Origin of the sequence: Accumulibacter sp., assembly GCF_036625275.1 — a bacterium.
Lineage (GTDB): Bacteria > Pseudomonadota > Gammaproteobacteria > Burkholderiales > Rhodocyclaceae > Accumulibacter.
In genome coordinates this window covers 1-24,981 of sequence record NZ_JAZKUD010000036.1, presented here as the reverse complement: position 1 = coordinate 24,981, position 24,981 = coordinate 1, and the positions used below count along the sequence as shown (strand labels likewise).

The following is a 24,981-nucleotide window of genomic DNA, read 5'->3' as shown; positions in this document are numbered from 1 at the left end:
GGCTCCTCACAGGGCTTCTTCACCGGTTTCACCGGTGCGAATGCGAATGACTTGTTCAATGGTCGAGATGAAGATCTTGCCGTCGCCGATCTTGCCGGTGCTGGCAGATTTTTCGATGGCTTCGATCACCTGGTCGAGAAGGCTGTCGCTGATCGCGGCTTCGACCTTGACCTTGGGCAGGAAGTCGACGACATATTCGGCGCCGCGGTACAGTTCGGTATGGCCCTTCTGGCGCCCGAAGCCTTTGACTTCGGTGACGGTGATTCCCTGTACGCCGATCGCCGACAGCGCTTCTCGTACTTCGTCAAGCTTGAAGGGCTTGATGATGGCGGTTACCAGTTTCATGTTGCTCTCCTTATCAGGGGGCACTGAAGAAGCCTCCCAAGTTTAAATATGGATGGTTCAAGGAAATACTGGCCAACTTAAGCAGATTCCGTGCCATGACTTTTTATCTCGATAAATCAAAATGGTGTTTCCTGCTGGTGCGGCTTGGCAAGTGATCCTGCACAGCGATAGCGCAGCTTCCCGGCTCTTTGCACCAGATTGGTGCGCCACCTGTCGTGCGCCCTGGCTGTGCTAAACTCGACACTTCCTGCAACCACTTGCGCCGCTCGGTGACTACCATGCTCGACCCGAAATTCCTTGAAGATCTCGGCGCTCGTCTGAGCGCCCTCATTGCGGCCAGTCCAGCCGCCGACATCGAGAAAAATGCGCGTGCGCTGCTCTCCAGCGGACTGGCAAAGCTCGATCTGGTCAGTCGTGAAGAGTTCGATATCCAGACGCAGGTTCTCCAGCGCACACGGGAAAAACTGAAGGCCCTCGAAGAACGCCTCGATCGCCTGGAGAATCCGCCGGATCGGCCCGCCTGATCGACCGTTGCTGGCGCGCAGGCGCTGTTTCCGGTCATCGTCCGACTTCTCCTGATCTTGCTCCGCGACTTTTACGGTCATGCCGCTCGCCATTGTCCATAGTCGCGGCCTCGATGGTCTGGCCGCTCTGGAGGTGGCGGTCGAAGTGCATCTGACGGCTGGTTTGCCAAACGTGACCGTGGTCGGACTGCCCGATACCGAAGTCAGGGAAGCGCGTGATCGGGTGCGGGCAGCCCTGCAGAACGCTGGTTTCGAATTTCCCCGCAAGCGCATCACGGTCAATCTCGCTCCGGCCGATCTGCCGAAGGAATCGGGTCGCTTCGATCTGCCGATTGCCCTCGGCATTCTCGCCGCTTCTGGCCAGATCCCGGCCACCGCGCTGGCGGGTCATGAATTTGCCGGCGAACTTTCGCTCTCCGGCGAACTGCGGCCGATTCGCGGGGCGCTGGCAATGGTCCTGGCTGCCGGCGGCATGGGGCGCTGCTTCGTGCTCCCGGCCGGCAGTGCCCGCGAGGCAGCCCTGGCCAGTCAGGTGCCGGTGCTTGCTGCCAATACCCTGCTCGAGGTTTGCGCGCATCTGACCGGGCAGGCGGTGCTGGCCGAATGTCTTGTCGACGATACGGCACCAGATGATCAGTGCATCCACTATCCGGACCTCGCCGACGTGCGTGGCCAGGTCCAGGCCAAGCGTGGGCTTGAAATCGCCGCGGCGGGCGAACATTCGCTTCTTTTGGCCGGTCCTCCAGGGACCGGCAAATCGATGCTCGCCAGCCGACTACCCGGTTTGCTGCCGCCGATGACGCTGGCTGCCGCACTCGAATCGGCGGCAGTGCTTTCGCTGGCCGGGCAATTTCGCCCTGAACTTTTTCGCCGTCATCCCTATCGTGCGCCACACCATACGGCTTCCACGGCGGCGCTGGTTGGCGGCGGCAGCGTCCCGCATCCTGGGGAGATCTCGCTGGCGCATCAGGGGGTACTCTTTCTCGACGAGCTTCCCGAGTTTGATCGGCGCGTGCTCGAAGCGCTGCGCGAACCGCTTGACTCGGGGCGTATCCACATTTCGCGCGCGACCCGGCAAGCCGAATTTCCAGCGCAATTCCAGCTCGTCGCAGCGATGAATCCCTGTCCCTGCGGGTATTACGGGGACCCGCGCGGCCGCTGCCGGTGCACGCCGGATCAGATCCTGCGTTACCGCGGCAAACTCTCCGGCCCGCTACTCGACCGCATCGATCTACAGATCGAGGTGCCCGCAGTACCCGCGGAAGTGCTGCAGCAGCCCCCCGACGGAGAGACGTCGGCGAGCGTGCGTGCACGTGTCGCACAAGCCCGGGAACGGCAGCTCCGGCGGCAGGGAAAAGCCAATGCTCGCCTGCATGCCCGGGAAATCGACCGATTCTGCCAACCCGCAGCGGCAGCGGCGGCACTTCTGAAACAGGCGATCAGTCGCTTCGAGCTTTCGGCACGCGCCTTCCACCGCCTGCTCAAGGTGGCCCGGACGATCGCCGATCTCAAGGAAAGCGACACCATCGAGGCAGCGCATGTGGCTGAAGCCGTACAGTTTCGTCGCTTCGCAAAGGATTGATCCATGCCGAACTCACGTCCCCCGAGCGCGTCGCGCAGCCTGGTCTGTCTGCTGGCCGCGCTGGCGGCGCTCGGCCCCTTCTCGATCGACACTTACCTGCCGTCTTTTCAAGACATTGGCACGTCGCTGGGGGCCACTCCGTTACAGGTTCAACAGACACTGACCTCGTATCTGCTGCCTTTCGCACTGATGACGCTGTGGCATGGCGCGATCTCCGATGCGCTGGGGCGTCGGCGGGTCATCCTGGTGTCCGTCGCGCTCTTTGCGCTGGCCTCGGCCGGTTGCATGTTTGCCACACGTATCGAACATCTCTGGTTGCTGCGCGCCTTGCAAGGAATGACTGCCGGTGCCGGTCTGGTCATCTGTCGGGCGATCGTCCGCGACCTCTACGAGGGGGCCTCAGCACAGCGGCTGATATCGCAGGTGACGATGATGTTCGCCCTTGCACCGGCGATTGCGCCGGTGCTCGGCGGCTGGCTGCAATCATGGTTTGGCTGGCGCTCGGTGTTTGCCTTTCTGGTGCTGAACAGCGTCGTCCTGTGGCTGAGCTGCTGGTTCCTGCTGCCGGAAACCCTACCCCGTCATCAGCGCCAGTCCTTGCGTGTCGGCTACCTCACCCGCAGTTACTGGAAGGTGCTGACTTCTCCCGCCTTTCTGCTGACCTGTTCTGCTCTGGCGTTCAATTTCGCCGCTTTCTTCATCTATGTATTGTCGGCGCCCGTTTTCCTGATGCGCCATCTGGGCGTTCCGGCGACCGGTTTCCTGTGGCTGTTCGGCCCGGCCATGACTGGCCTGATGATCGGTGCGTGGTCGTCAGACCGGCTGGCCGGCAAGCTTTCGCCGGCATGCACGATTGCCATCGGCTATCTGGTGATGGGCACGGCTGCAACCCTCAACCTGATCCTGAATCTGGTGCTGCCACCGGCGTTGCCCTGGAGTGTGTTGCCGCTCTTTGGATTCACGCTCGGCATGTCTCTGGCGATGCCCTGCCTGACCCTACGGGCGCTTGACCTGTTCCCGGAACAACGGGGCCTGGCGGCTTCCTGCCAGACCTTCCTGCAGTCCGGTTTCAATACGCTTGCCGCCGGTCTGATCGCACCGGCACTGTGGGGATCTACGCTGACCCTGGCGTTCGGTATGGGCGGGTTGCTGCTGCTGGGTGCGTTTGCCGCCATCATCCAGCAGTGGCGAATGTCGCCCAAACTCCAACTCGCCTGCTTGCCATAAATCGCCTGGGAAAATGAGGTCATGGGAAAATGGGGACAGGCACTGCCGAGCGACGATGTCCGGCCTCCCAGAACCGGGGGATTTGCCATGCCTGGCCTGCACCTGCTCGCTGAACTCTACGACTGCCGCTGCCCCCCGCAGTTGCTCACTGACGCTGACGCATTGCGGGAACTCTGCCTGGCCGTTTGCGCTACGCCGGGGTTGACCCCCGTCGGACAGATCTTCCACCAATTCGGCAGCGCGCTGGACCCGTCCGGCGCGACAGGTGTCGTGGTACTCGCCGAGTCGCATCTTGCCGTGCATACCTGGCCGGAAGTCCACGCTGCCACCCTGGACCTGTATGTCTGCAATTTCAGTCAGAACAACAGTACTGCCGCACGCCTCGCCTGCCAACGCCTGATCAGCGCCTTTGTGCCCGCGCGCGTGCTGCGGCGCGAGCTGGAGCGCGGCATTCCGGACCTGGCCGGGGGGTTTGACAACGCCCGAAAATGATTAGTCGCAGTATCCAGGGGTATACTTGGAATCTTCGTTCAAAAAATGCAGGGAGGCTGTGTGGAATCGCTTCGCTTTACTCTTGAACACTCCGAGATCCCTACTCATTGGTACAACGTCGTCGCCGATCTGCCGAATCCGCCGCTACCGCCGTTGGGTCCCGACTGCAAACCGGTGACCCCGGAGCAAATGGGGATGATCTTTCCGATGGCGATCCTCGAACAGGAAATGTCGACCGAGCGCTGGATCCCGATTCCGGATGCCGTACGCGAAGTCTATCGCTTGTGGCGCCCGTCCCCCTTGATTCGTGCGCGCCGGCTCGAAGAAGTGCTCGGAACACCGGCCAGAATTTACTACAAGCATGAAGGCGTTTCGCCGGCCGGTTCGCACAAGCCCAACACCGCCGTACCGCAGGCGTATTACAACCAGCAGGCAGGCATCAAGCGCATCACGACCGAGACCGGCGCCGGGCAATGGGGTTGTTCGATGGCTTTTGCCGGTCAGATGTTCGGCCTTGAGGTGCGTGTCTACATGGTCAGCATCAGCTATCGGCAGAAGCCTTTCCGGCGCTCAATGATGCAAACCTGGGGTGCCGAGGTGTTCGCCAGCCCATCGAAGATGACCCAGACCGGTCGCGACCTACTGAAAAAGGATCCGGAGAACCCGGGTTCGCTGGGCATTGCCATTTCCGAAGCCGTCGAGGAAGCGGCTTCCCGGGCCGACACCAGTTACACGCTCGGTTCGGTGCTCAATCACGTCGCGCTGCACCAGACGATCATTGGCCAGGAAGCGAAAAGGCAGTTCGAGAAGGCCGGCGATTGGCCGGATGTCATCTTCGCCCCCTGCGGCGGCGGTTCCTCGTTTGCCGGCGTGGCTTTTCCATTCGTTGCGGACAATGCAGCCGGCGGGCGAAACGGCAGACCCACCCGGCTGGTTGCCGTCGAACCGAGTTCCTGTCCGACGCTGACCAAGGGCGTTTATGCCTACGACTTTGGCGACGCCTCGGGCTTCACGCCGCTGATGAAGATGTACACACTCGGGCACGATTTCATGCCGCCGGGCATTCACGCCGGTGGCCTGCGCTACCATGGCGATTCGCCGCTCGTTTCGCAGCTCTACCACGAGGGCCTGATTGAAGCGGTGGCGGTGTCGCAGTTGGCGACTTTCGAGGCCGGCGTGATTTTTGCCCGCGCCGAGGGGATCATTCCCGCGCCCGAGTCCAACCATGCGATCCGGGCAGCCATCGACGAGGCGCTGCGCTGCAAGCAGAGTGGCGAGGCGAAGGTGATCTTTTTCAACCTGACCGGTCACGGTCACTTCGACATGGCCGCCTATGACCGGTATTTCGCAGGTGAACTCGAGGATTTCGAGTACCCCGCTGCAGCCATTCATGCTTCACTCGGACATCTGCCGACGGTCGAATGATGGTCTCGATGCGGCTTGCCGTTTTTCTTCTGGTTCTTGCCAACCTGCTTTTTTTCGTATGGGCGCGTGGCTACCTCGGTGTGCCGGTCAATCCCGACGCGCGGCGCCTCGAGCAACAACTGCTTGCCGATCGGGTCAGGGTGGTTGCGCGTGGCGAGCCACCACGCACGGCAAGCAGGGGAGCGGAAACAACATCCGAGAATCCGGTGGCGACAAGCTGTCAGTTGTGGAGTGAGCTGAGCAGCGCCGAGGCTGACCAGATCGAACGACTGTTGAGCGAACAGTTTGCGGACTTCAAGGCGACGCGTCGCACGGTGGCAGAGAACAGCGGCTATTGGGTCTTCGTTCCTCCCTTGGCCAGCAAGGAAGAAGTCAGCAAGAAAACGGCCGAATTGCAGCAGTTGGGAATTCAGGATTTCTTTGTGGTGCAGGCCGCCGGTCCCAACCAGTTGGCGATTTCACTGGGTGCCTACCGCACCGAGGAAGCCGCCAGCGCAGGGCTTGCCACCCTGCAGGCGAAAGGGGTCAAATCTGCCCGAATGGCTGAGCGCAAGGGCCGGCCACCGTTCAATACCCTTGAAATTCAGGGGCCTGAAGCGCGCGCAGAGGCGTTGCATCAGGCAATCGCCACGCGCTTGCCGAAGGCCAGCCCGCTGGCCTGCAGAATCAGAAAGGATGAGCCCACGCCATGAGCTTCATTGTCGGCTTGACCGGCGGCATCGGCAGCGGCAAAAGTACGGTCGCCGAACTCTTTGCCGAGCGGGGTGCTGCCCTGGTCGATACGGATGTCATTGCACATGCCCTGACTGCTCCGCAGGGGGCTGCGATGGCAGCCATTGCTGCCACGTTTGGCGACGGCGTGTTGCAAGCGGACGGCGCGCTGGACCGCACCGCCATGCGCAACCTGGTTTTCTCCGATCGTGCCGCGAAGGCAAGACTCGAAGCGATCCTGCATCCGCTGATCCGGGAGCAGAGCAGAGCACTCTGTGCGGCTGCCACACAGTCCAGGCATGCGCCCTACGTGCTGCTGGTCGTTCCCTTGCTGGTCGAAACGGGTGGTTATCGCGAGCGCGCAGATCGGGTGCTGGTCGTCGACTGTGATGAGACGGTGCAGATCGCTCGAGTCATGGCACGGAGCGGTCTGGCCTTCGAGGCCGTCAAGGCGATCATGGCGACTCAGAGCTCGCGACTTGAGCGGCGGACAGTGGCCGATGATCTGGTGCACAATGATGGCGAACTCGACGCCTTGGGACCACAAATCGAGGTCCTGCACCGGCATTATCTTGAGCTGGCACGGGCGAAAGCGCATGCTGGCCGTTGAGGTTTTAGTGCATATGCTTCAGAATTATCAAAATTCCTGTTCCCCACGCTGGCGGCTGTGTGATCACATACGAATATCCTTTCAATGAACGCATCCGCACACTGTTGCGTCTTGAGGATTTATTCCACAAGGCGAACGGTTTCCTGCAACGGGATGGCTCGCAGGAGCATCATGTCGTCCTTCTGACCCTGTTCGAGATCCTGGATGTGGCCGGGCGTGCCGATCTGAAAATGGATCTGATTCAGGAACTCGAACGCCAGCGCCAGAGCCTGCTGAGCTACCGCAACAATCCGGACATCTCTGAAGATGCGCTTTCCGGCGCCCTCTATGAGATCGAGCAGGCATCGGCAGCGCTGCTCGGAATGACCGGCAAGATCGGTCAGCATCTTCGCGACAACGACTGGCTGATGAGCATCAAGAGTCGTGCCAGCATTCCTGGCGGCGTCTGCGAATTCGATCTGCCTTCCTACCATTACTGGCGGCATCAGGAACCCGGCGTGCGACGCGACGCACTGGTCGCCTGGCTGCAGCCGATGCTGCCGCTACGTGACGCGCTGACCATCGTGCTGCGCCTGCTGCGCGCCAGTGGCCATCCCGAGCATCACGTCGCCATCGGCGGCGCCTTCCAGTTGATGCTCGGCGGAAGCAGCTCCCAGATGGTGCGCATTTCACTCAAGATGCACGACCCTTACATTCCGGAAATCAGCGCCAACAAGTACGCGCTGAACATTCGCTTCATTCGACCCGATAGCGACCATCGGCCGCGCCATTGCGATAACGATGTCGATTTCGACATGTTATTCTGCAATCTCTGATCTTTGCCTGACGGAGAGCCTGCAACACTTGGGGCACCGGGGTCCGGAACCCGCAGGCCGGCCAGTGACACGAGCAGCAAGGACCGCTGAAATCCGGTACTATCCAGGAAGTCTTCAGGGCGCTACATAGCCATGGCCATCCTTTCGCCTTACCGAAACAAACGCATCCTGATCATCGACGACGTGGCTGAAATGCGTAGCTCGATCCGCAGCCAGGTGAGCAGTCTGGGCGTCGAGCAGACCAGCGTTGCGGGGACCATCCGGGATGCCCTGGAAATGCTCAAGACCAGCAATCGATTCGACATCATTCTCTGCGACTACTACCTCGGCGGCGCGACCGACGGTCAGCAGTTTCTCGAATATGTTCGCTCAAGCGGGATCATCAGCCGGGCGACACTGTTCCTGATGATCACCGCCGAACAAAGTTACACGTCGGTGATTACCGCAGCCGAATGTCTACCGGATGACTACCTGCTGAAACCCTTCACCGCGGACGCCCTCAAATCGCGCATCGACCGCTTGCTGGACAAGAAGCGGCGACTGGCGCAGATCGACAAGCTGCAGGACCAAGGCCGCTGGCAGGAGATAATCGTGGCCTGCGATGAAATCATCGCTGCGAAGGACAAATTCCTGTTGGACGCCCTGCGCGTCAAGGGCAACGCCCTGATCATGACCCAACGTTTCGACGAGGCCATCGAATTCTACCAGCGCGCCCTGCAAATACGCTCGATGCCCTGGGCAAAACTGGGGCTGGCCAAGGCGTACCAGAGCAGTGGTCACCTGGAGCAGGCAAAGCACATGCTCAATGAGCTGCTTGCCGAGACGCCGCGCTTTCTGGCGGCCTACGATGCCTTGGGCTGCCTGCTCAGGGAATCCGGGGAGTCCGACAGCGCACTCCGGGTTCTCGACAAAGCCTGCGAAATGTCCCCCAATTCACTGACCCGCCATCGTGCGATTGCCGGGATTGCCGAAGAGACTGCAGATTTTGGTCGCGTCGAGAAAGCGCTGCGCACCGTCGTTCAGAAGACGCGCAACTCGCCATTGCGCGACCTCAACGACTACGCCAGTCTTGGCAATGCGCTGACCGAGCTCGGCGACACAGAACAGGCGATTTCCCTGATCAGCGAAGCCAAGAACAGCTTCCGGAATGCCGGCGATACCACCTTGCTGGCTGCGGTGGAAGCGGTTGCGCAGCACAAGGCGGGCAATCCGGCACTGGCGCAGCAGGCGTTGGAACGGGTCATGCAGGGAGGGACCCAGGGCCTGTCGGAAGCGGCGAAGCTGGCCGTTGCCAAGGCCTGCCTGGTGCACGGTCGGCACGACGAAGCCGAGCAGATACTCAAGGATGTCGTCCAGAACAACCCGGACCAGACCGTCCTGCATGCCAGCATCACCCAGATGATGAAAACCCACGGCAATGCCGAGCGTGCGGAAACGCTGATCAGCAACAGCAACGCCGAGATCATCCAGATCAATGACGAGGCCGTCCGAAAGGGACAGGCCGGTGATTTCAAAACCGCCGCGGCGATGCTCAGGGAAGCCGCCGAGCGTTTGCCCGGCAACCCGCAGATTATCGCCAACGCCGCCTATGCACTGTTCCTCGATGTCTACACCAATGGGGTTGACGCGGACAAGCTGCGCGATGCCCATCGCTACCATCAGATGCTGCTGGCCAAAAACCAGCGTCATCCCCGGCTGGCTCCAATTGCCGCCCTGGTCGCCAAGATCCAGCGCAAGTTCAAACTGCCGGCCATCTCATGACGACCGCAAAAGCGGTTTCAGTCTCCCCATTCACCCCTCAGGAGCACTCATGAAATTCTGGTCATGCCTTCTGGTCATGCTCGCCAGCGCGCTGCTGTCGACCGGCGCTCTGGCCGCTGAACCGCCGCTCAAATTCGGCGTCGGCCTGTTCCAGCCGAACCGGGACAAGAACGATGCCACCTATCGTCCGCTCGCCGATTACCTCGCGGCCAGGCTCAATCGACCGGTCGTACTGCGCACCGTCGATAGCTGGGAAGGTCTGGCCAAGTCGCTTGCCAACGGTGAAACCGACATCGCCCTGATGGGACCCTGGGGCTATGTGCTCGCCAACAACGAAGCGGGCGCACAGGTGGTAGCCAGCATCCTTTACGACGACAAGCCTGAATATCATGCGATCATCGTGACCCATCCCGATTCTGGAATCCGGACAGTGGCCGATCTCAAGGGCAGAACCTTCGCCTTCGGCGACAAGGGTTCCACTTCCGGCTACCTGATCCCGCTGCACTTCTTCATGACCCAGGGCATCCACCCCGACAGCCATTTCGCCAAGGTGCTGCATGCTCCGCACCAGGCGATTGAAACACAGGTGACACAAGGTGTCCTGGATGCCGGCGCCGACTACAACCGCAACCGCACGGCGATGATCGAACAGGGACTGATCCGGGCCGATCAGTCGAAGATCATCTGGCAATCGGCGCCGCTGCCGAACGACGCCGTGGCCGTCAGTCAGGCACTGTTCGCCGACCAGGCACTGGTTGCCCGTCTGCAGGCAGCGTTGCTCGACGTCGGCCAGGCCCTGAAAACGCAGCCCAGGCTGTTGCCACCCCATTACACTGGCTTTGTGATCCGCGACAACGGTTTCTACAAGCCGATCCGCGATGCCGGTCTGGCCACCGGCAAACTGCGGCCGAAGTGACGCACACCCGGCGTGCGCGCCTTGCCGAGCGCCTGGCGAAGCGCCGCAGCGGTCGCTCTGCTTTTTTCGCGCTGACCCTGATCTACTTCCTGCTGGTCGCTGCCTGTCTTGGCTCGCTGGCCAGAGAAGGGGAGTTATCGCTGGGGCGCAATCCGGTTCGAAACCTGTTGCAGACCGCAGTAGAATTCGCCCGCCCGAGTTTCGTCGATGTCTGGTGGGGCAACCCGGAATTCGCGTATCGCAGCGATGACGGCACGCTGCTGCGTGTCGAAAACCGCCGCGCAGTCGAACTGGAGTACCTTGCCGGGCTCGCCGGCGCCACCTGGACAACGATTCGCATTGCCACCCTGGGATCATTGCTCGGCGCCGTGCTGGCGTTGCCGTTGGCAGTATTGACGGCGCGCAACCTGACGGCGCCGCGACCGCTTGCCTGGCTGGCGAAAGCCATCCTCGACATCGCACGTTCGATCCACACTCTGGTTTTTGGTCTGGTGCTGGTCGGGATCGTCGGCCTCGGGCCGACTGCCGGCATCCTGGCCATCGCTCTGCACAGCATGGGCAGTTATGGAAAACTCTTCGCCGAGTCGATCGAGACTCTCGACATCGCCTCGATCGATGCGGTGCGCAGCGTCGGTGCCGGGCCGGTACAGGTGTTCTTCCATGCCATCTGGCCCGCCGTCCTTCCCCAGTTCGTCTCCAGCCACCTCTATATCTGGGAGTTCAATATCCGTGATTCGACGATTCTCGGCATCATCGGCGCCGGTGGCCTGGGCCTGCTGATTACCGAAGCCATCTCGCTCTTTCAGTGGGGACGGCTGGCGACGGTGCTGATCGTGGTGGTGTTCCTGGTCGCCTCTTTCGACGCCATCAGCCGGCGCATTCGCCTGGCTCTGCTGTGAGCGCCGCCGCGTCCTCTGCCGTCATCTCCCTGCAAGCCGTGGCTTGTGTCGCGGAGGGCCGCGCCTTGCTCGACATCGACCAATTCAGTGCCACCGAGGGCGAGCGCATCGCCATCGTCGGCCACAATGGAGCCGGCAAGTCGACCCTGCTGAGACTGCTGAGCGGCTTCATGCGACCCGCGCATGGCACGCTGGAGGTGCTTGGCCACGCGCTGGCCGGACCCATGCCGGCCACCGAGTTGCGTGCGCTGCGCCAGGAAGTGGGACAGGTATTGCAGGGCCTGCATCTGGTTGCCCGGCTATCGGCACTGGAGAACGTGCTGATCGGCGGTCTCGGCCGCGTGCGCGGCTGGCGCGGCTGGACGCGTTGCTATCCGGGACACGAGACCGAGCAGGCGGTACAGGCCTTGCAGGCAGTCGCTCTCCTGGATCGCGCGCATACCCGTGCAGACCGGCTGTCGGGCGGCGAGAAGCAGAAGGTGGCGATCGCCCGTCTTCTGATGCAGCGACCGCGCCTGATTCTTGCCGACGAGCCAACCGCCGCACTCGATCCCTCGGCCGCCGCCGAGGTGTGCCAGTTGTTGGTCAGGGCTGCCCGGCAGGCGACGCTGATCAGCGTCGTCCATAACCCCGCGCTGCTCCCCTTGCTGGCCGACCGGGTGATCGGCCTCAGGCAGGGGCGGATTGCCTTCGACCTGCCGCTTACCAACCTCGATCTCCAGGATCTGGCCAATCTCTATCGGCGGTAGTGGCTGTCCATGCTGGCTTCCGTTCAGTGACGCACGGATGCCTGCTTGTTTGCGTGCACGCGGCTATTGTTCGTCCTCGTGATGGGCAAGATTGCGCTGCATCAGCGCAAAGAACCGGTCGTAGAATGGCCCTGCGGGGATCGTTTCACTGGCCACCTTGACCAGCGAATCTTCACTCGGCGTCAACGGAATCGAGACCGAGCCGATTGCGCTGACGCCGACGGTTGCCGAGTTCGGGTTCTTCTTGAGCACGTAGCGGTCCTGAATGGCGTTCACATACACGGTCGAGAGCTTGCCGAGACGGCCTTCCGGAGCGCAGACGACATTGAACGCGATCTGTACATGCACCTCGCTTTCGGGCTGGAAATGCTTGCTGGCACTGATGAAATCAGGCTTCACCGTAGTCGGTAGATAGCCCTGGCTAAGCAGCGTCCGGCGCGCAGCCTCACAAGTCGCTTCGGCACTGGCGTCGAACAACCGCGAGAAGGTTTCGTTGGCCTCGAAACCTTCGTTCTGGTAGACCGCGACCTTGCCCTGCGTGCTGCCACACCCGGACAGCAGGCCGGTCAGAAGCAGCAACATTCCGACAATGATCCGGGTCAATGCGCCTCATCCCAGTTCATGCCGACACCGACGTCGACCACCAGCGGCACGCGCAGCGCCGCCCATTCGGTCATCAGGCGTGACAGTTCGGTGCGGACTCGGGGCAACTCGGCTTCCGGGACTTCGAGAACAAGTTCGTCATGCACCTGCAGCAGTAGCCGCGTCTGCAGGCGTTCGGTGTCGAGCCAGCGCTGCACGACGATCATTGCTGACTTGATCAGGTCGGCGGCCGATCCCTGCATCGGCGCGTTGATCGCGGCACGTTCGGCGCCCTGGCGGCGCGCGGGCAGGCTGGAATGGATTTCGGAAAGCCACAGGCGACGCCCGAAAACGGTTTCGACATAACCCTGGGCCTTGGCCGTCGCACGCGTTTTTTCCATATAGGCGGCGACGCCGGGATAGCGCGCAAAATAGCGCTCGATATATGCCTGCGCTGCGGCGCGTGTCAGGTCGAGCTGGCGGGCAAGGCCGAAAGCGCTCATGCCGTAGATCAGCCCGAAGTTGATGACCTTGGCGACGCGACGCTGGTCGGGGCCGACGTCACCCGGCGCAACGCCAAAAATCTCGGCAGCGGTGGCGCGATGGACGTCTTTGCCCTGGGAAAAGGCTTCGAGCAGGCGCGCGTCTTCCGAGAGGTGTGCCATGATTCGCAGCTCGACCTGTGAATAGTCGGCCGAGACGATGCGGCTGCCCGGCGGTGCGATGAACGCCGCGCGAATGCGCCGCCCTTCGGCGGTGCGCGCCGGGATGTTCTGCAGGTTAGGGTCGCTTGATGCCAGCCGGCCGGTCACTGCGACCGCTTGCGCATAGCTGGTGTGCACACGGCCGCTGTCGGCATTGACCATCTTGGGCAGCTTGTCGGTATAGGTGCCCTTGAGTTTTGCAAGCTGCCGCGATTCGAGCAGGATCTTCGGCAGAGGGTAGTCGAGGGCGAGTTCGGAGAGTACTTCCTCGTCGGTCGACGGCGTTCCCGAGGCGGTCTTTCTTTTCACGGGCAGGCCAAGCTTGTCGAACAGGATCTCGGCCAGTTGTTTGGGCGAGTTGAGGTTGAACGGCTGGCCGGCCGCTACGTGTGCCTTCGCTTCGAGTTCAAGCAGGCGTTTGCCGATTTCGTGGCTCTGCTGCTGGAGCAGTTCGACATCGATCAGGACGCCGGTTCGCTCCATGCGAAAGAGAATGTCGCGTACCGGTATTTCGATGCTTTGATAAACGTGCCGCAGACCGGCGTCGGCGGCGATCTGCGGATACAGCCGTTGGTGCAGACGCAGACAGAGGTCGGCGTCTTCGGCGGCGTACCCGGAAGCCTGGTCGATGGCCACCTGGTCGAAGCCGATCTGCTTCGCTCCCTTGCCGCAGAGCGCTTCGTAGGGGATCGTCGCGAGACCGAGGTGACGGGTCGCGAGCTGGCCGAGGTCGTGGCCGCGAACACCGTCCTTGCCGGATTCGAGGACGTACGATTGCAGCAGGGTGTCGTGTGCCACTCCGGCAAGATGAATGCCGTGGTTGGCCAGCACATGCTGGTCGTACTTGAGATGCTGGCCGATCTTCGCGTGTCGTGGCGATTCGAGCCAGGGCTTGAGACGCGCCAGCACTTCGTCGCAAGGCAATTGTGCCGGTGCTCCGGGGTAGTGGTGGGCAAGTGGCAGGTAGGCTGCTTCGCCGGGACCGACCGCCAGTGACAGGCCGACGAGGCGGGCAGCGAAGGGGTCGAGGCTGGTGGTTTCGGTATCGAGCGCGGTCAAGGGACAAGGCCCGATCTTCTCGATCCAGCGCTCGAAAGCCGGCCAGTCGAGGATCGTCTGGTAAGCCGCGCGGTGCGCAGCGTCGGCCAACAGGTCGGCCTGGGTGCTTGGCGCGGTGGCCGGCAGCGCGCCATCATCAGTCGTCGTGCGGCTGGGGCCATCGCCTTGTACCTCCGAGAGCCAGCTGCGCATCTCGTAGTGCGAGAAGATCTCGATCAGGCGTTGGCGATCGATGGGTCGCGGCTTGAGGTCGGTCGGCGCCAGCGCCAGGTCGAGGTCACAGCGTACCGTCACCAGGCGGCGTGCCAGCGGCAGGAAATCGAGCGCACGCCGCAGGTTCTGCCCGACGACACCCCCGATGTCAGGCGCGGCAGCGATGACCCCGTCGAGCGAACCATACTGCGCGAGCCATTTGATCGCCGTCTTGGCGCCGACCTTGTCGACACCGGGAACGTTATCGACCGTGTCACCGATCAGCGCCAGGTAGTCGACGATGCGTCCGGCCGGCACGCCGAATTTCCCGATCACGCCGGCTTCGTCGAGCAGTTCGTTGCTCATCGTATTGACCAGCCTGACCCGTGGGCCGACCAGTTGCGCGAGATCCTTGTCGCCGGTCGACACCACCACCTGCACGCCCTGCGCCGCCGCCTGCGTTGCCAGCGTACCGATCACATCGTCGGCTTCGACGCCGTCAAACATCAGCAGCGGCCAGCCGAGTGCCTCGATCGCCGCATGCAGGGGTCCGATCTGGCGCACCAGATCGTCGGGCATCGGTGGGCGGTTGGCCTTGTACTGCGGGTACCAGTCGTCGCGGAAGGTCTTGCCCTTGGCGTCGAAGACGCAGCCCTTGTAGTCGATTCCCGCCGCCTGGTAGTCGCTTTCGAGGCGGCGCAGCATGTTCAGCACGCCATGCAACGCACCGGTTGGCTCGCTCTGCGTCGTGCGCAGGTCAGGCATGGCATGAAAAGCGCGATAGAGGTAGGACGATCCGTCGACCAGCAGCAGGGTGGGCATGGGCGGGCCATAAAGGAATGGGAAGGGCGTGACTTGGTCGCTGGAGCGTGAGGCCACAGGCGTGGTCGCCTCCGCTCATCCGGCGAGTTCCCGGCATTATCGCAGAGTTCCTGCATGTGCAAGTCGCGTCAGCGATACGGGGTGTAGAGGCTACGGCGGCGCGGAGCCGTGCGCCGCGAAACCCCGCCTTCGTTCCACGGCCCGGCAGGTGAGGGGAGATTCGTGAGTCGCTGGGCGACTTTCACATTAAAAGAAATGGTAATTGAGCTGGAAGTTGACGCCCTTATCCTGAAGATTGTCGCCGTTGCTCCGGACAAAATCGGGATGGCTGAGGCGTTTGGCGAGGCTGAAATCCAGGTTGAGTCCTTCCCAGCGCATGCGGGTGAGCAGACCCACCGAACTCAGCGTATCGGCGGCTTCACTCTGGTTCTTGCCGCGGCCGTAGTCGTAGAACGGGATCAGCGACAGATTGAATCCCTTGCCTGGGTTCTGCATTAGCGGGTAATCGAATTCGACACTCACGATGGTTCCGGTGTCGCGGATCATCTGGTTCTCGCGATAGCCGCGTACCGTATGAACGCCGCCGATCGACATCCGGTCCAGCGGCAACAGCCGGTCCCGGGTCTGCTGAAGATTGCCGATCAGGATCAACTGGGCGCCATTTTCCAGGACTCGCCGCGCATATTGCGCCTGGCCGAGCCAGATATTGTAATGCTGGTCCGGTTGCGGCGTTCCTGCGGGTAGCCCGGCGATTTCCTGCGCATTGTTGCGGGCCGAAGTGAATGTCGAACGCAGCGCCAGCACCTGACTTTCGGATCGATAGGCGTACTCCTGCCAGAAACGCCAGGCTGACACCCGGGTGATCCCGTCGGGCTCTGCCGGGATGAACGAGAATCGCCGCCCCAACAGGGTGGTGGTGTTCTTCCTGTCGACGCGGTTGACCCCCAGGGTCAGCTTGTGCTGCAGCGTTTCGACAAAGACCTGGCTGAGACCAAAATCCCGGGTGTCGAGAACGCTCTTGATATCCAGATCCTGCAAGGGTTCTTCGATGACCGTCGAATCTTCATGGTCGTACTGAAACGAAAACCGGGTGCCGATCGGGTTCAGGGGCATCTGCCAACCGACACTGTAGCGGCCGTTCGCGCCGCCCTGCGTGGAGTCCTGCACGCTGCCATTGAGCACGTCGCCCTGACCGGTCAGGTTCCGCACCCAGCCGCTGAGGCCATAAGCGTTGGAACCGATCGAGGGTGGACGGTAGTTGTTGGTGAAAGCCGTGAGCTGATACGGGCGTGCGCGCAACACCTCGACGTCCAGAATCGCTTCGCCGAGGCGGGCATCGGGAATCAGGCGGGCGTTCAGGCGTTCGAACAGCGGATCGTCGAGCAGCAACTGGAAACGTTCGCGCAGGGTATCGACGTTCAATGCGACATCACTGCTCTTGGTAAGCCGCTGACGGAGATAGTTTTCGTTCAGGCGCTCCAAGCCATGCAGGCGGACTTCGCTCAAGCGGCCCTCGACGATGTCGAAGGTGACGGTGCCGCCGTCGATGGCCTCCTTGCCCAGCAGGGCGCCGGAATTAATGTAGCCCCGATCGGCGTAATAACGGCTCAGCCTCTGCCGCAGATCCTCCAGTCCCGCCGCATCGAGCGATCGACCGGCATACGCTGCGGCAACCGCATCGAGTTCGCTGGTCGGGATGACGCGATTGCCGCGAAAGAGGATTTTATGGATCAGCACTGACTCGCCGGCTGCTCCCGGTTGGGGAATCGTCGGCTCCGGTGAAACCGGCGGCAATTGAAAGCCCTCGCCGGGTTTGGCCGGAAGGTATTCCGGACGCGTCGGTTCCTGGACGTTGAGATGGTCGATCGCTTCGGCCGCGAAGGCGGCGGGCGGCAACCCGATCAATAGCCCGAACAGTGCGACCGGAAGGGTCTTGGCGCGCATGGGATCTCGCTTGGTCATGAACGGGCACACCCCCAGGAGGAAAAGGCCAGCCGCGGATCACCCGCCGAGAGCGGCATATCGCCAACGATCCGGGTTGCCGTGGATACCGGCCTGAGGCCGAGCAGGTTGCGGGCAGAGGAGGCGAAGCCGCCGCGGCCGGTTTGTACCAGCGAACTGCCGCCGGTGATCCGGCACGGGTGGTGCCCTAGTCCGCCACCGTCGAGCAGACGCGCATTCAATCCGGTCAGCGCGCCCGAGATATCCAGCAAGGGCGTGCTGATCTGAACCACCCCGCTCACCCCGGTCGGCGCGGCGGCCTGGATGACGTTGAAGCCAAAGACCCCCGGCTGGAAGGTGTAGGGCGTCTCCCCACCGATGAACAAGGTATCCGCGCTCGGCACCAGCGCCTGCACATCGATATGTACGTCGCCACCCGAAGCGTTCCGGGCGGTGGTGTTGGCCTGGATGAAGCCGGTCTCCATGATCAGCGTATGCGTCTGAAGATGGATGTCGCCGCCGTTGCCCGCCGCACCCTTGACGGAAGTGGTGATCTGCGAATTGTCCAGCAGGATCGTGCCATTGCCACCGGTGATGTGGATCGAGCCGCCGTTGCCCTGGTTGGCGCTGGTGATGATGCCGCTGTTGTCGAGCGCAAGAAGATGGCTGAAGTTGGCCTGTACATTGCTGGCCGCGACATTGCCGGTGGATGAGGCAGTGATCTCGGCGTTCTTGAGGAGGATCGTCGGTGCGTTCACGGTCAGCGTGGTGGGGATGAGATTGCCAGGATTCGCGACCGTCGCATCATTTCTGATCGACAGCACTCCGCCGTTGGCGAGCGTGATGCGGTCGTGGGCGGAGACGAGCACGCTGCCGGTCTGGCCTGAGGATCTCGATTCCGCGTTGCTGAGAATGCCTGTTTTGGCAGCAGAAATCTGGCCATGGCCATCTATGGTAAGGGTGGCCGCATTGACCTTCACCGATCCGGCATCGCCTGAAGATCTGGTGGACGAACTGATCCTGCCGTCATTGAGTACGGACAGGTTGCCGGTCGCTGCCACCTCCACGTTACCAGCGTTTCCGGTAACTCCCTGGTTGGCATTAGTAAAGTTAGCCTGACTGGAAATGCCCGTAAATATATTCCCCGAATCCCGGCCATCAATCGTCACGCTGCCCGCAGTGGTCTTCACCGAACCCGCAGCACCAGAAGAAAAAGTGTCTGAGCTGATCAGCCCGCCATGATTGATTTCAAGCTTGCCCACAGCCATTACTCGCACGTCACCCGCGTCCCCGGTAGTGGCTATACCATTGTTTCCGGCGCCGGCGTCGCTGCGAATTCCCGTTGTCGAGACTGTCGAGGTTGTCGGATCCTTGCCATCGATCGTAATGTTACCAATGCCGGCCCCGATGACCGCATTCTGCGCAGTCAGGCCCAACTGGCTGTCCAGTGTTGCACCGCTGCCAGCAACGACGACGACCAAGCCAGCCTTACCCACCGGCGATAAGGTCGTGGAACTGATGCTTCCCCCATTGTTGATGTCAATGTTGCCTGACGCCGCGACAACGATGGAGCCTATTCCGGTTATGGGTCCCGCTTCCGTTCCGCTGGCAGCTTCCTGTCGTGTACTGAAAATACCACTGCCCTTGCCATTGATCTTGATGTTGGCGGGTCCCGTTCCACGGAGCGAATTCGGGACGATTGTCAGAATCGGATTTGCGCCAGAGATGAAGTGGCTGCCGGCGCCTACCAGCACAATGCCAGCATCGCCGGAAGACCAGGTAGACGAACTGATCTGTCCTGCATTGGTCAAGGACAGATCCCCGCTCACCGTCACCTCCACCCTCCCAGCGCTTCCTGTCGCTCCTGGGTTAGCTTCACTGGAAATGCCCGTCAGCATATTTTCGCCCGTCAGCGAATTTCTGCCATCGATGCTCAGGCTGCCAGCATTGACCTGGACGGTCCCGGCATTGCCCGAGGAAAATGTCTCCGATCTAATCCATCCGCCATTGCTGATCGTAATGCTACCACCGGCGTCTACCGATACAAAGCCGGCATCGCCGGAGGACGAAGTGGAAGAACTGATTTGCCCGCCATTGCCAATCTCGATCTTCCCCACAGTCTTTAGATCGACGCCACCGGCATTGCCTGTAACGTAACCATTGTCTTTGGTGCCGTTGGCCTGGCTGAAAATGCCCGACCCAGAGGAACCATCAATCTTGATGCTATCGGCGTCTATCAACACAATCCCGGCATCGCCGGAGGATCTGGCATTACCGGGAGACCAGGTAGACGAACTGATCTGCCCTGCATTGGTCAAGGACAGAGCCTCGCTTACCGTCACCTCCACCTTGCCAGCGCTCCCTGTCGCTCCTGGATTAGCATCACTGGAAATGCCCGTCAGCGCATTTTTGCCAGTCAGCGGATTTTTGCCATCAATGCTCAGGCTGCCAGCGTTGACCTGCACTGCACCTGCATTGCCCGAGGAAAATGTCTCCGATCTAATCCGCCCGCCATTACTGATCGTGGTGCTACCACCGGCGGCTACTGACACAAGGCCGGCATCGCCTGAAGATCTGGTGGACGAACTGATCCTGCCGTCATTGAGTACGGACAGGTTGCCGGTCGCTGCCACCTCCACGTTACCAGCGTTTCCGGTAACTCCCTGGTTGGCATTAGTAAAGTTAGCCTGACTGGAAATGCCCGTAAATATATTCCCCGAATCCCGGCCATCAATCGTCACGCTGCCCGCAGTGGTCTTCACCGAACCCGCAGCACCAGAAGAAAAAGTGTCTGAGCTGATCAGCCCGCCATGATTGATTTCAAGCTTGCCCACAGCCATTACTCGCACGTCACCCGCGTCCCCGGTAGTGGCTATACCATTGTTTCCGGCGCCGGCGTCGCTGCGAATTCCCGTTGTCGAGACTGTCGAGGTTGTCGGATCCTTGCCATCGATCGTAATGTTACCAATGCCGGCCCCGATGACCGCATTCTGCGCAGTCAGGCCCAACTGGCTGTCCAGTGTTGCACCGCTGCCAGCAACGACGACGACCAAGCCAGCCTTACCCACCGGCGATAAGGTCGTGGAACTGATGCTTCCCCCATTGTTGATGTCAATGTTGCCTGACGCCGCGACAACGATGGAGCCTATTCCGGTTATGGGTCCCGCTTCCGTTCCGCTGGCAGCTTCCTGTCGTGTACTGAAAATACCACTGCCCTTGCCATTGATCTTGATGTTGGCGGGTCCCGTTCCACGGAGCGAATTCGGGACGATTGTCAGAATCGGATTTGCGCCAGAGATGAAGTGGCTGCCGGCGCCTACCAGCACAATGCCAGCATCGCCGGAAGACCAGGTAGACGAACTGATCTGTCCTGCATTGGTCAAGGACAGATCCCCGCTCACCGTCACCTCCACCCTCCCAGCGCTTCCTGTCGCTCCTGGGTTAGCTTCACTGGAAATGCCCGTCAGCATATTTTCGCCCGTCAGCGAATTTCTGCCATCGATGCTCAGGCTGCCAGCATTGACCTGGACGGTCCCGGCATTGCCCGAGGAAAATGTCTCCGATCTAATCCATCCGCCATTGCTGATCGTAATGCTACCACCGGCGTCTACCGATACAAAGCCGGCATCGCCGGAGGACGAAGTGGAAGAACTGATTTGCCCGCCATTGCCAATCTCGATCTTCCCCACAGTCTTTAGATCGACGCCACCGGCATTGCCTGTAACGTAACCATTGTCTTTGGTGCCGTTGGCCTGGCTGAAAATGCCCGACCCAGAGGAACCATCAATCTTGATGCTATCGGCGTCTATCAACACAATCCCGGCATCGCCGGAGGATCTGGCATTACCGGGAGACCAGGTAGACGAACTGATCTGCCCTGCATTGGTCAAGGACAGAGCCTCGCTTACCGTCACCTCCACCTTGCCAGCGCTCCCTGTCGCTCCTGGATTAGCATCACTGGAAATGCCCGTCAGCGCATTTTTGCCAGTCAGCGGATTTTTGCCATCAATGCTCAGGCTGCCAGCGTTGACCTGCACTGCACCTGCATTGCCCGAGGACGATGTCTCCGATCCAATCCGCCCGCCATTACTGATCATGGTGCTACCACCGGCGGCTACCGACACAAGGCCGGCATCGCCTGACGAATAGGTGGACGCATCGATTTTTCCGCCATTATCGATCTTGATGTTTCCTGATACGGCGACATTGATCCTTCCAGAATTTCCCGTCTCCTCTCTGGAAGTCCCAACAGAATTGCTGGCAAGGCTCGATCCCTTACCGTCAATGGTGAAGTTGCCGGAATGGATATCGACCTTCCCGGCATTGGCCAATGAATTAGTTAAGGTATGTATCAAGCCCCCGTTGAGGATATCCAGATCGCCATAGGCCGCGGCCACCGGCAGATCCCCGGACAGAGGAACTTCCTGGACTTGCTTTCCCATGGCTACCACCCGGATATCGCCTCCATCCAGGGTAGTGATCTGTCCGGCTTGATCAACCTTGACGTCACCGGCCACAACGCTGATCGGATGTAGCGATTTCGAAAGGATTGAGGCACCGCCATTGACGGCCACCGTTGCCCGCGTTGTTCCCAGGAAACCAAAGGCTTCCGGCGCGGCGCTGGAGAAGGTGCTGGCGGTCATGGTATCGGCATGAAAATGGCCGTCGGGAAATTTCAGGTAATTGGCGGTGCTGATGTGCAAGGCCGCCGGCACGTCGACGACCGCCCCGGCGCCGAAGGTCACACCCGCCGGGTTGATGAAAAAGAAATTGGGAGCGCTGCCGGTGCTTCCCGGATCAAGCTTCAGCAGGCCGTGAATCGTCGACAACTGCCCGCCGGTGACGCGCGAAATGACATTGCTGACGGGGCCATTGATCGTGAACACTGCGCCGTCGCCGCTGCCCACACTGAACTTCGAAAAGCTATGGAAGACGTTGCCACCCGCGCGCTGACCGTAGGTTTCGGGAATGGCGATTTTCTGGTACCTCACCAAACCACTGCTCACCGTCCCCGATGGGGTCAACGCCGTCAGCGGGCCAGCCCCGATGCTGCCATCGCGGACGATGTTCGATGCCGCCTGCGCCGGCAATGCACAAAACGCCGCCATGAACAGGGCCGTGACGGACAACCCATGAGGTTTGCAGAAGATGCACATGGTTTTTCTCACAGCCAGTTCCCGATGATGACGAATGGCGCCCAGTAGAAGGGATGATTCGACTCGGGGTGGTGGATCAATTCGAGTTGTGCCCGGCGCAGGGCTTCGGTCTTGGACAAACGGGCATTGGCGATGCCGCCGTAGAAACTCTTCATGAGCACCTTGGCGGCATCATCGGCGACCGGCCACAGGGTGCCGAGGACGCTGCGGGCGCGGGCCTTGATGGCGGCGCCGGAGATGCCGAGCGGCGCGCGGTCATTGCCTTCGGCGGTCTCGCAGGCGGACAGGCTCAACAGCTCGATCGGCGTGCTCTGGAGCTTTTCAGCCTTGAGCAGGCCCTGCAGCCCGTTCATCGTGATCAGGTCATCATAGGCGAGGATGAAGCTGGTCTCGGCACTGCCGCCGAAGACGCCATGCGAGGCGATGTGCACGATGCGGTAATCGCCGGATTCGGCCTGTTGGTGAAGCTGGCCGACGGTGAATTGCGCATCCAGCAGGGTGTTTCCGTGCAGGATGCCGCGCAGCGCCTCGATTTCTTCCTTGACCCCCGGTAAGCTCAAACTGGCCCGCAGATCCTCGATCTGACGGGGGGACAATGGTTGGCCTGACGATCTCGCACGCTGGAGGAGGCGCATCGAACGTAACTCGCTCGTCCGCGCAAGCCCCTTCACCGCCCTCCCGGTCGAGTTCGGCTGCAGAATCTGCTCGGCCAGGATCAGCCCCAACTTGTCGACCACCGGCCCGGGTTCGGAGAGGCCGACCACCAGGGACGCCGCTTGCTGTCCGGCCGGCAATGCAGTATGGGTCATGGTCATGCCGGTAACCATCGAAACCGCATATTGCTCGATAACGAACTGTTGGCCGTCGTGCAGCGCGGCCATCGGCACCAGACGCAGGGCACCCTCTGGGACGACTACCAGCGAGTCGACGTGTTGGGCCGCGATGACATCGGCAAAGGGCTTAAGGAGCCAGTCGTTCAGTTGCCGTGCCGGCACGAGGTAGCCCGTCAGGCCGTTGCGCAGGGTGTCGGCCAGGGTTTTTGCCGTGGCACGCAGGGTCGCGCCGGCGATCGCCGTAGTCCGTCGCTGGATGCCGCTCGAGGTTTGCAGCAGCAATTCGATGCGATCGGGCAGGATGACCGGGTAGAGCACTGCCGTTCCCGGTGGCACCCGCGCCGAATCGCTGCCCTGCACCGCCTCGACCGAGCAGCGGTCGCCCAGGAAATCCTGCAGTTCGACCTGTCGGATCGATTCCACTGCATTCAGCACCTTCGGCAACTGCGCTGCCTGAACCTCTGCCGGCTGCTTGTCGAGCTGCCGCAGCAGCAGATCCGTATAGCCCAGATAGATCGGTTCGAGCGTCGCCTGAAAGGACGATCGGCCATCTTCGTATTCTATGGGGATATCCTGGCGCACCGACTCGAGGTGGCTGACGGCGCGCTGGTACGCGGCCAGCGCCGGTGCTTCCCGGCCATCGGCCAGGAGCAGCCGCGCCTGCCGCCATTCCAGATCGATCAGCAGGCGGGCGGCCGCTCCCGGCGCCAGGGAATGCGCCTGTTCGATGGCCTGTTGCGTCAGGATCAGGGCATCCTGGTTCCGGTGATGATCTTCGTAGAGCTGCGCCAGGGCATCCAGCGTGTCAACCGCGAGAGAGCGATCGCCCTGCTGCCTGGCGAGCTCCCGTGCCCGATCAAGATGCCGATAGGCCAGTGACAGGCCCGGCTTTCCCAGCAGGCGCGCCTGCTCACCCAGATTGAGGTGGAAGCGGGCGAGCGGGCCAGGAGGGCCGTCGGCCTGGTCGATCTGCGGTGACAGCACCGATAGTTGCGCAAGTTTTTCCGATCCGGGCGCCATCCGGACCCGGTTGAGACGGACGCTGAACTGGATCTCGATCGCTTCCGGCGCGAGGTCGAGCGCCTCCTGATAGTAGCTCCTGGCTTTTTCGCTGCGCTTGCGAATCAGCGCCAGGTTGCCCAGATAGAGAGCCAAGCGGGCGCGTTCGACACCCATCGATGAGGCGTAGGCATCGCGCAGCAGACCTTCGGCCTCTTCGTGGCGATGGGCCTGCAGCAAGGAGATGCCCAACTCCCCGCTGGCCCGGACTTGCACACCGGGGGAGACGGCCCGCTTGCGGGCGGAAGACAGCAAGTCGATCGATTTCTGAAGATCCCCTTGTTCACGCAGTGCGATGCCCTGGGCAATCAGGTCATCCCCGCCATCGACGGCCTGGTCGGCCAGGGCAAGAATCTGCACCATCAATAGCCAGCACAGCGCGACCCCTTGCCATAAGGGCTTCAACCATTTCTGCATAATCCCCTCCACCCCTGATAAATATATTCTATGAGCCTCTTGCAAAACTCGCTATTCAGCCGAATTTTTCCGTGCAAGCGGGGTTGTCAATGGGGTGGCAGGCGGCCATTTCTGGCATGATTGGAGCGACGAAACCCTGATCACGCCTGCCATGACGAAC

Annotated in this window: 18 protein-coding genes; 11 read left to right on the top strand and 7 right to left on the bottom strand. The window is 61.5% G+C overall.

Going from position 1 to position 24,981, the window contains the following annotated elements; all coding sequences use genetic code 11:
- Positions 1–6 precede the first annotated feature (6 nt).
- A complete protein-coding gene (gene glnK, locus V5B39_RS12525) occupies positions 7–345 on the bottom strand; it encodes a P-II family nitrogen regulator (protein WP_034949401.1) in 339 nt (112 codons plus the stop codon).
- Between the two features lie 116 nt (positions 346–461).
- Positions 462–962, bottom strand: coding sequence for a hypothetical protein (locus V5B39_RS22200; protein ID WP_434735692.1), 501 nt, complete (start codon positions 960–962; stop codon positions 462–464).
- Between V5B39_RS22200 and V5B39_RS12515 the strand changes: the two genes are divergently transcribed.
- The 11 genes from V5B39_RS12515 to V5B39_RS12465 all read left to right on the top strand — a co-directional run bounded on the left by V5B39_RS12515 (position 949) and on the right by V5B39_RS12465 (position 12,056).
- A complete protein-coding gene (locus V5B39_RS12515; protein WP_332343228.1) occupies positions 949–2,451 on the top strand; it encodes a YifB family Mg chelatase-like AAA ATPase in 1,503 nt (500 codons plus the stop codon). The two genes, V5B39_RS22200 and V5B39_RS12515, sit on opposite strands and share 14 nt — an antisense overlap.
- A gap of 3 nt (positions 2,452–2,454) precedes the next feature.
- Positions 2,455–3,678 (top strand): multidrug effflux MFS transporter, encoded by a 1,224-nt coding sequence (locus tag V5B39_RS12510; protein WP_332343227.1) that lies wholly within the window; start codon positions 2,455–2,457, stop codon positions 3,676–3,678.
- A gap of 87 nt (positions 3,679–3,765) precedes the next feature.
- Positions 3,766–4,170, top strand: a complete 405-nt coding sequence (speD, locus tag V5B39_RS12505; protein ID WP_332343226.1) for an adenosylmethionine decarboxylase — start codon at positions 3,766–3,768, stop codon at positions 4,168–4,170.
- Between the two features lie 60 nt (positions 4,171–4,230).
- On the top strand, positions 4,231–5,595 hold the full coding sequence (locus V5B39_RS12500) for a TrpB-like pyridoxal phosphate-dependent enzyme (protein ID WP_332343225.1): 1,365 nt from the start codon (positions 4,231–4,233) through the stop codon (positions 5,593–5,595).
- A gap of 8 nt (positions 5,596–5,603) precedes the next feature.
- Positions 5,604–6,287 carry an SPOR domain-containing protein gene (locus V5B39_RS12495; protein WP_332343224.1) on the top strand — a complete coding sequence of 228 codons (684 nt, stop codon included), beginning with the start codon at positions 5,604–5,606 and terminating at the stop codon, positions 6,285–6,287.
- Positions 6,284–6,916, top strand: a complete 633-nt coding sequence (gene coaE, locus V5B39_RS12490) for a dephospho-CoA kinase (RefSeq protein ID WP_332343223.1) — start codon at positions 6,284–6,286, stop codon at positions 6,914–6,916. The genes V5B39_RS12495 and coaE overlap by 4 nt, the downstream gene beginning before the upstream one ends.
- Positions 6,917–6,975: 59 nt before the next feature.
- Positions 6,976–7,731 carry a cell division protein ZapD gene (zapD, locus tag V5B39_RS12485; RefSeq protein WP_332343222.1) on the top strand — a complete coding sequence of 252 codons (756 nt, stop codon included), beginning with the start codon at positions 6,976–6,978 and terminating at the stop codon, positions 7,729–7,731.
- 132 nt (positions 7,732–7,863) lie between these two features.
- Positions 7,864–9,492 carry a tetratricopeptide repeat protein gene (locus V5B39_RS12480; protein ID WP_332343221.1) on the top strand — a complete coding sequence of 543 codons (1,629 nt, stop codon included), beginning with the start codon at positions 7,864–7,866 and terminating at the stop codon, positions 9,490–9,492.
- A 49-nt stretch (positions 9,493–9,541) separates the two neighbouring features.
- Entirely contained in the window at positions 9,542–10,408 is an 867-nt protein-coding gene (locus V5B39_RS12475; protein WP_332343220.1) for a phosphate/phosphite/phosphonate ABC transporter substrate-binding protein, read from the top strand.
- On the top strand, positions 10,405–11,307 hold the full coding sequence (phnE, locus tag V5B39_RS12470; RefSeq protein WP_332343219.1) for a phosphonate ABC transporter, permease protein PhnE: 903 nt from the start codon (positions 10,405–10,407) through the stop codon (positions 11,305–11,307). Before V5B39_RS12475 ends, phnE begins: the two co-directional genes overlap by 4 nt.
- Before the next feature lie 65 nt (positions 11,308–11,372).
- Positions 11,373–12,056: a phosphonate ABC transporter ATP-binding protein gene (locus V5B39_RS12465; RefSeq protein ID WP_332343218.1), complete on the top strand. Its 684-nt coding sequence runs from the start codon at positions 11,373–11,375 to the stop codon at positions 12,054–12,056.
- A gap of 63 nt (positions 12,057–12,119) precedes the next feature.
- Here V5B39_RS12465 and V5B39_RS12460 read toward each other — a convergent pair whose 3' ends face one another.
- The 5 genes from V5B39_RS12460 to V5B39_RS12440 form a co-directional block, all read right to left on the bottom strand.
- Complete coding sequence (locus V5B39_RS12460) at positions 12,120–12,659, bottom strand: DUF2242 domain-containing protein (protein WP_332343217.1); 540 nt, start codon at positions 12,657–12,659, stop codon at positions 12,120–12,122.
- Complete coding sequence (polA, locus tag V5B39_RS12455) at positions 12,656–15,415, bottom strand: DNA polymerase I (protein WP_332343216.1); 2,760 nt, start codon at positions 15,413–15,415, stop codon at positions 12,656–12,658. The genes V5B39_RS12460 and polA overlap by 4 nt, the downstream gene beginning before the upstream one ends.
- A gap of 246 nt (positions 15,416–15,661) precedes the next feature.
- Positions 15,662–17,377, bottom strand: a complete 1,716-nt coding sequence (locus V5B39_RS12450) for a ShlB/FhaC/HecB family hemolysin secretion/activation protein (protein WP_332343215.1) — start codon at positions 17,375–17,377, stop codon at positions 15,662–15,664.
- Entirely contained in the window at positions 17,374–22,512 is a 5,139-nt protein-coding gene (locus V5B39_RS12445) for a filamentous hemagglutinin N-terminal domain-containing protein (protein ID WP_332343214.1), read from the bottom strand. Before V5B39_RS12445 ends, V5B39_RS12450 begins: the two co-directional genes overlap by 4 nt.
- A gap of 8 nt (positions 22,513–22,520) precedes the next feature.
- Complete coding sequence (locus V5B39_RS12440; RefSeq protein WP_332343213.1) at positions 22,521–24,821, bottom strand: CHAT domain-containing protein; 2,301 nt, start codon at positions 24,819–24,821, stop codon at positions 22,521–22,523.
- Positions 24,822–24,981: the final 160 nt, after the last annotated feature.

Coding starts and splice junctions, on each gene's coding strand:
- V5B39_RS12510 (WP_332343227.1), top strand. CDS start 2,455: ATGCCGAACTCACGTCCCCCGAGCGCGTCGCGCAGCCTGGTCTGTCTG.
- coaE (WP_332343223.1), top strand. CDS start 6,284: ATGAGCTTCATTGTCGGCTTGACCGGCGGCATCGGCAGCGGCAAAAGT.
- speD (WP_332343226.1), top strand. CDS start 3,766: ATGCCTGGCCTGCACCTGCTCGCTGAACTCTACGACTGCCGCTGCCCC.
- V5B39_RS12515 (WP_332343228.1), top strand. CDS start 949: ATGCCGCTCGCCATTGTCCATAGTCGCGGCCTCGATGGTCTGGCCGCT.
- V5B39_RS12475 (WP_332343220.1), top strand. CDS start 9,542: ATGAAATTCTGGTCATGCCTTCTGGTCATGCTCGCCAGCGCGCTGCTG.
- V5B39_RS22200 (WP_434735692.1), bottom strand. CDS start 962: ATGGCGAGCGGCATGACCGTAAAAGTCGCGGAGCAAGATCAGGAGAAG.
- V5B39_RS12440 (WP_332343213.1), bottom strand. CDS start 24,821: ATGCAGAAATGGTTGAAGCCCTTATGGCAAGGGGTCGCGCTGTGCTGG.
- V5B39_RS12450 (WP_332343215.1), bottom strand. CDS start 17,377: ATGACCAAGCGAGATCCCATGCGCGCCAAGACCCTTCCGGTCGCACTG.
- glnK (WP_034949401.1), bottom strand. CDS start 345: ATGAAACTGGTAACCGCCATCATCAAGCCCTTCAAGCTTGACGAAGTA.
- V5B39_RS12480 (WP_332343221.1), top strand. CDS start 7,864: ATGGCCATCCTTTCGCCTTACCGAAACAAACGCATCCTGATCATCGAC.
- polA (WP_332343216.1), bottom strand. CDS start 15,415: ATGCCCACCCTGCTGCTGGTCGACGGATCGTCCTACCTCTATCGCGCT.
- V5B39_RS12445 (WP_332343214.1), bottom strand. CDS start 22,512: ATGTGCATCTTCTGCAAACCTCATGGGTTGTCCGTCACGGCCCTGTTC.
- V5B39_RS12495 (WP_332343224.1), top strand. CDS start 5,604: ATGCGGCTTGCCGTTTTTCTTCTGGTTCTTGCCAACCTGCTTTTTTTC.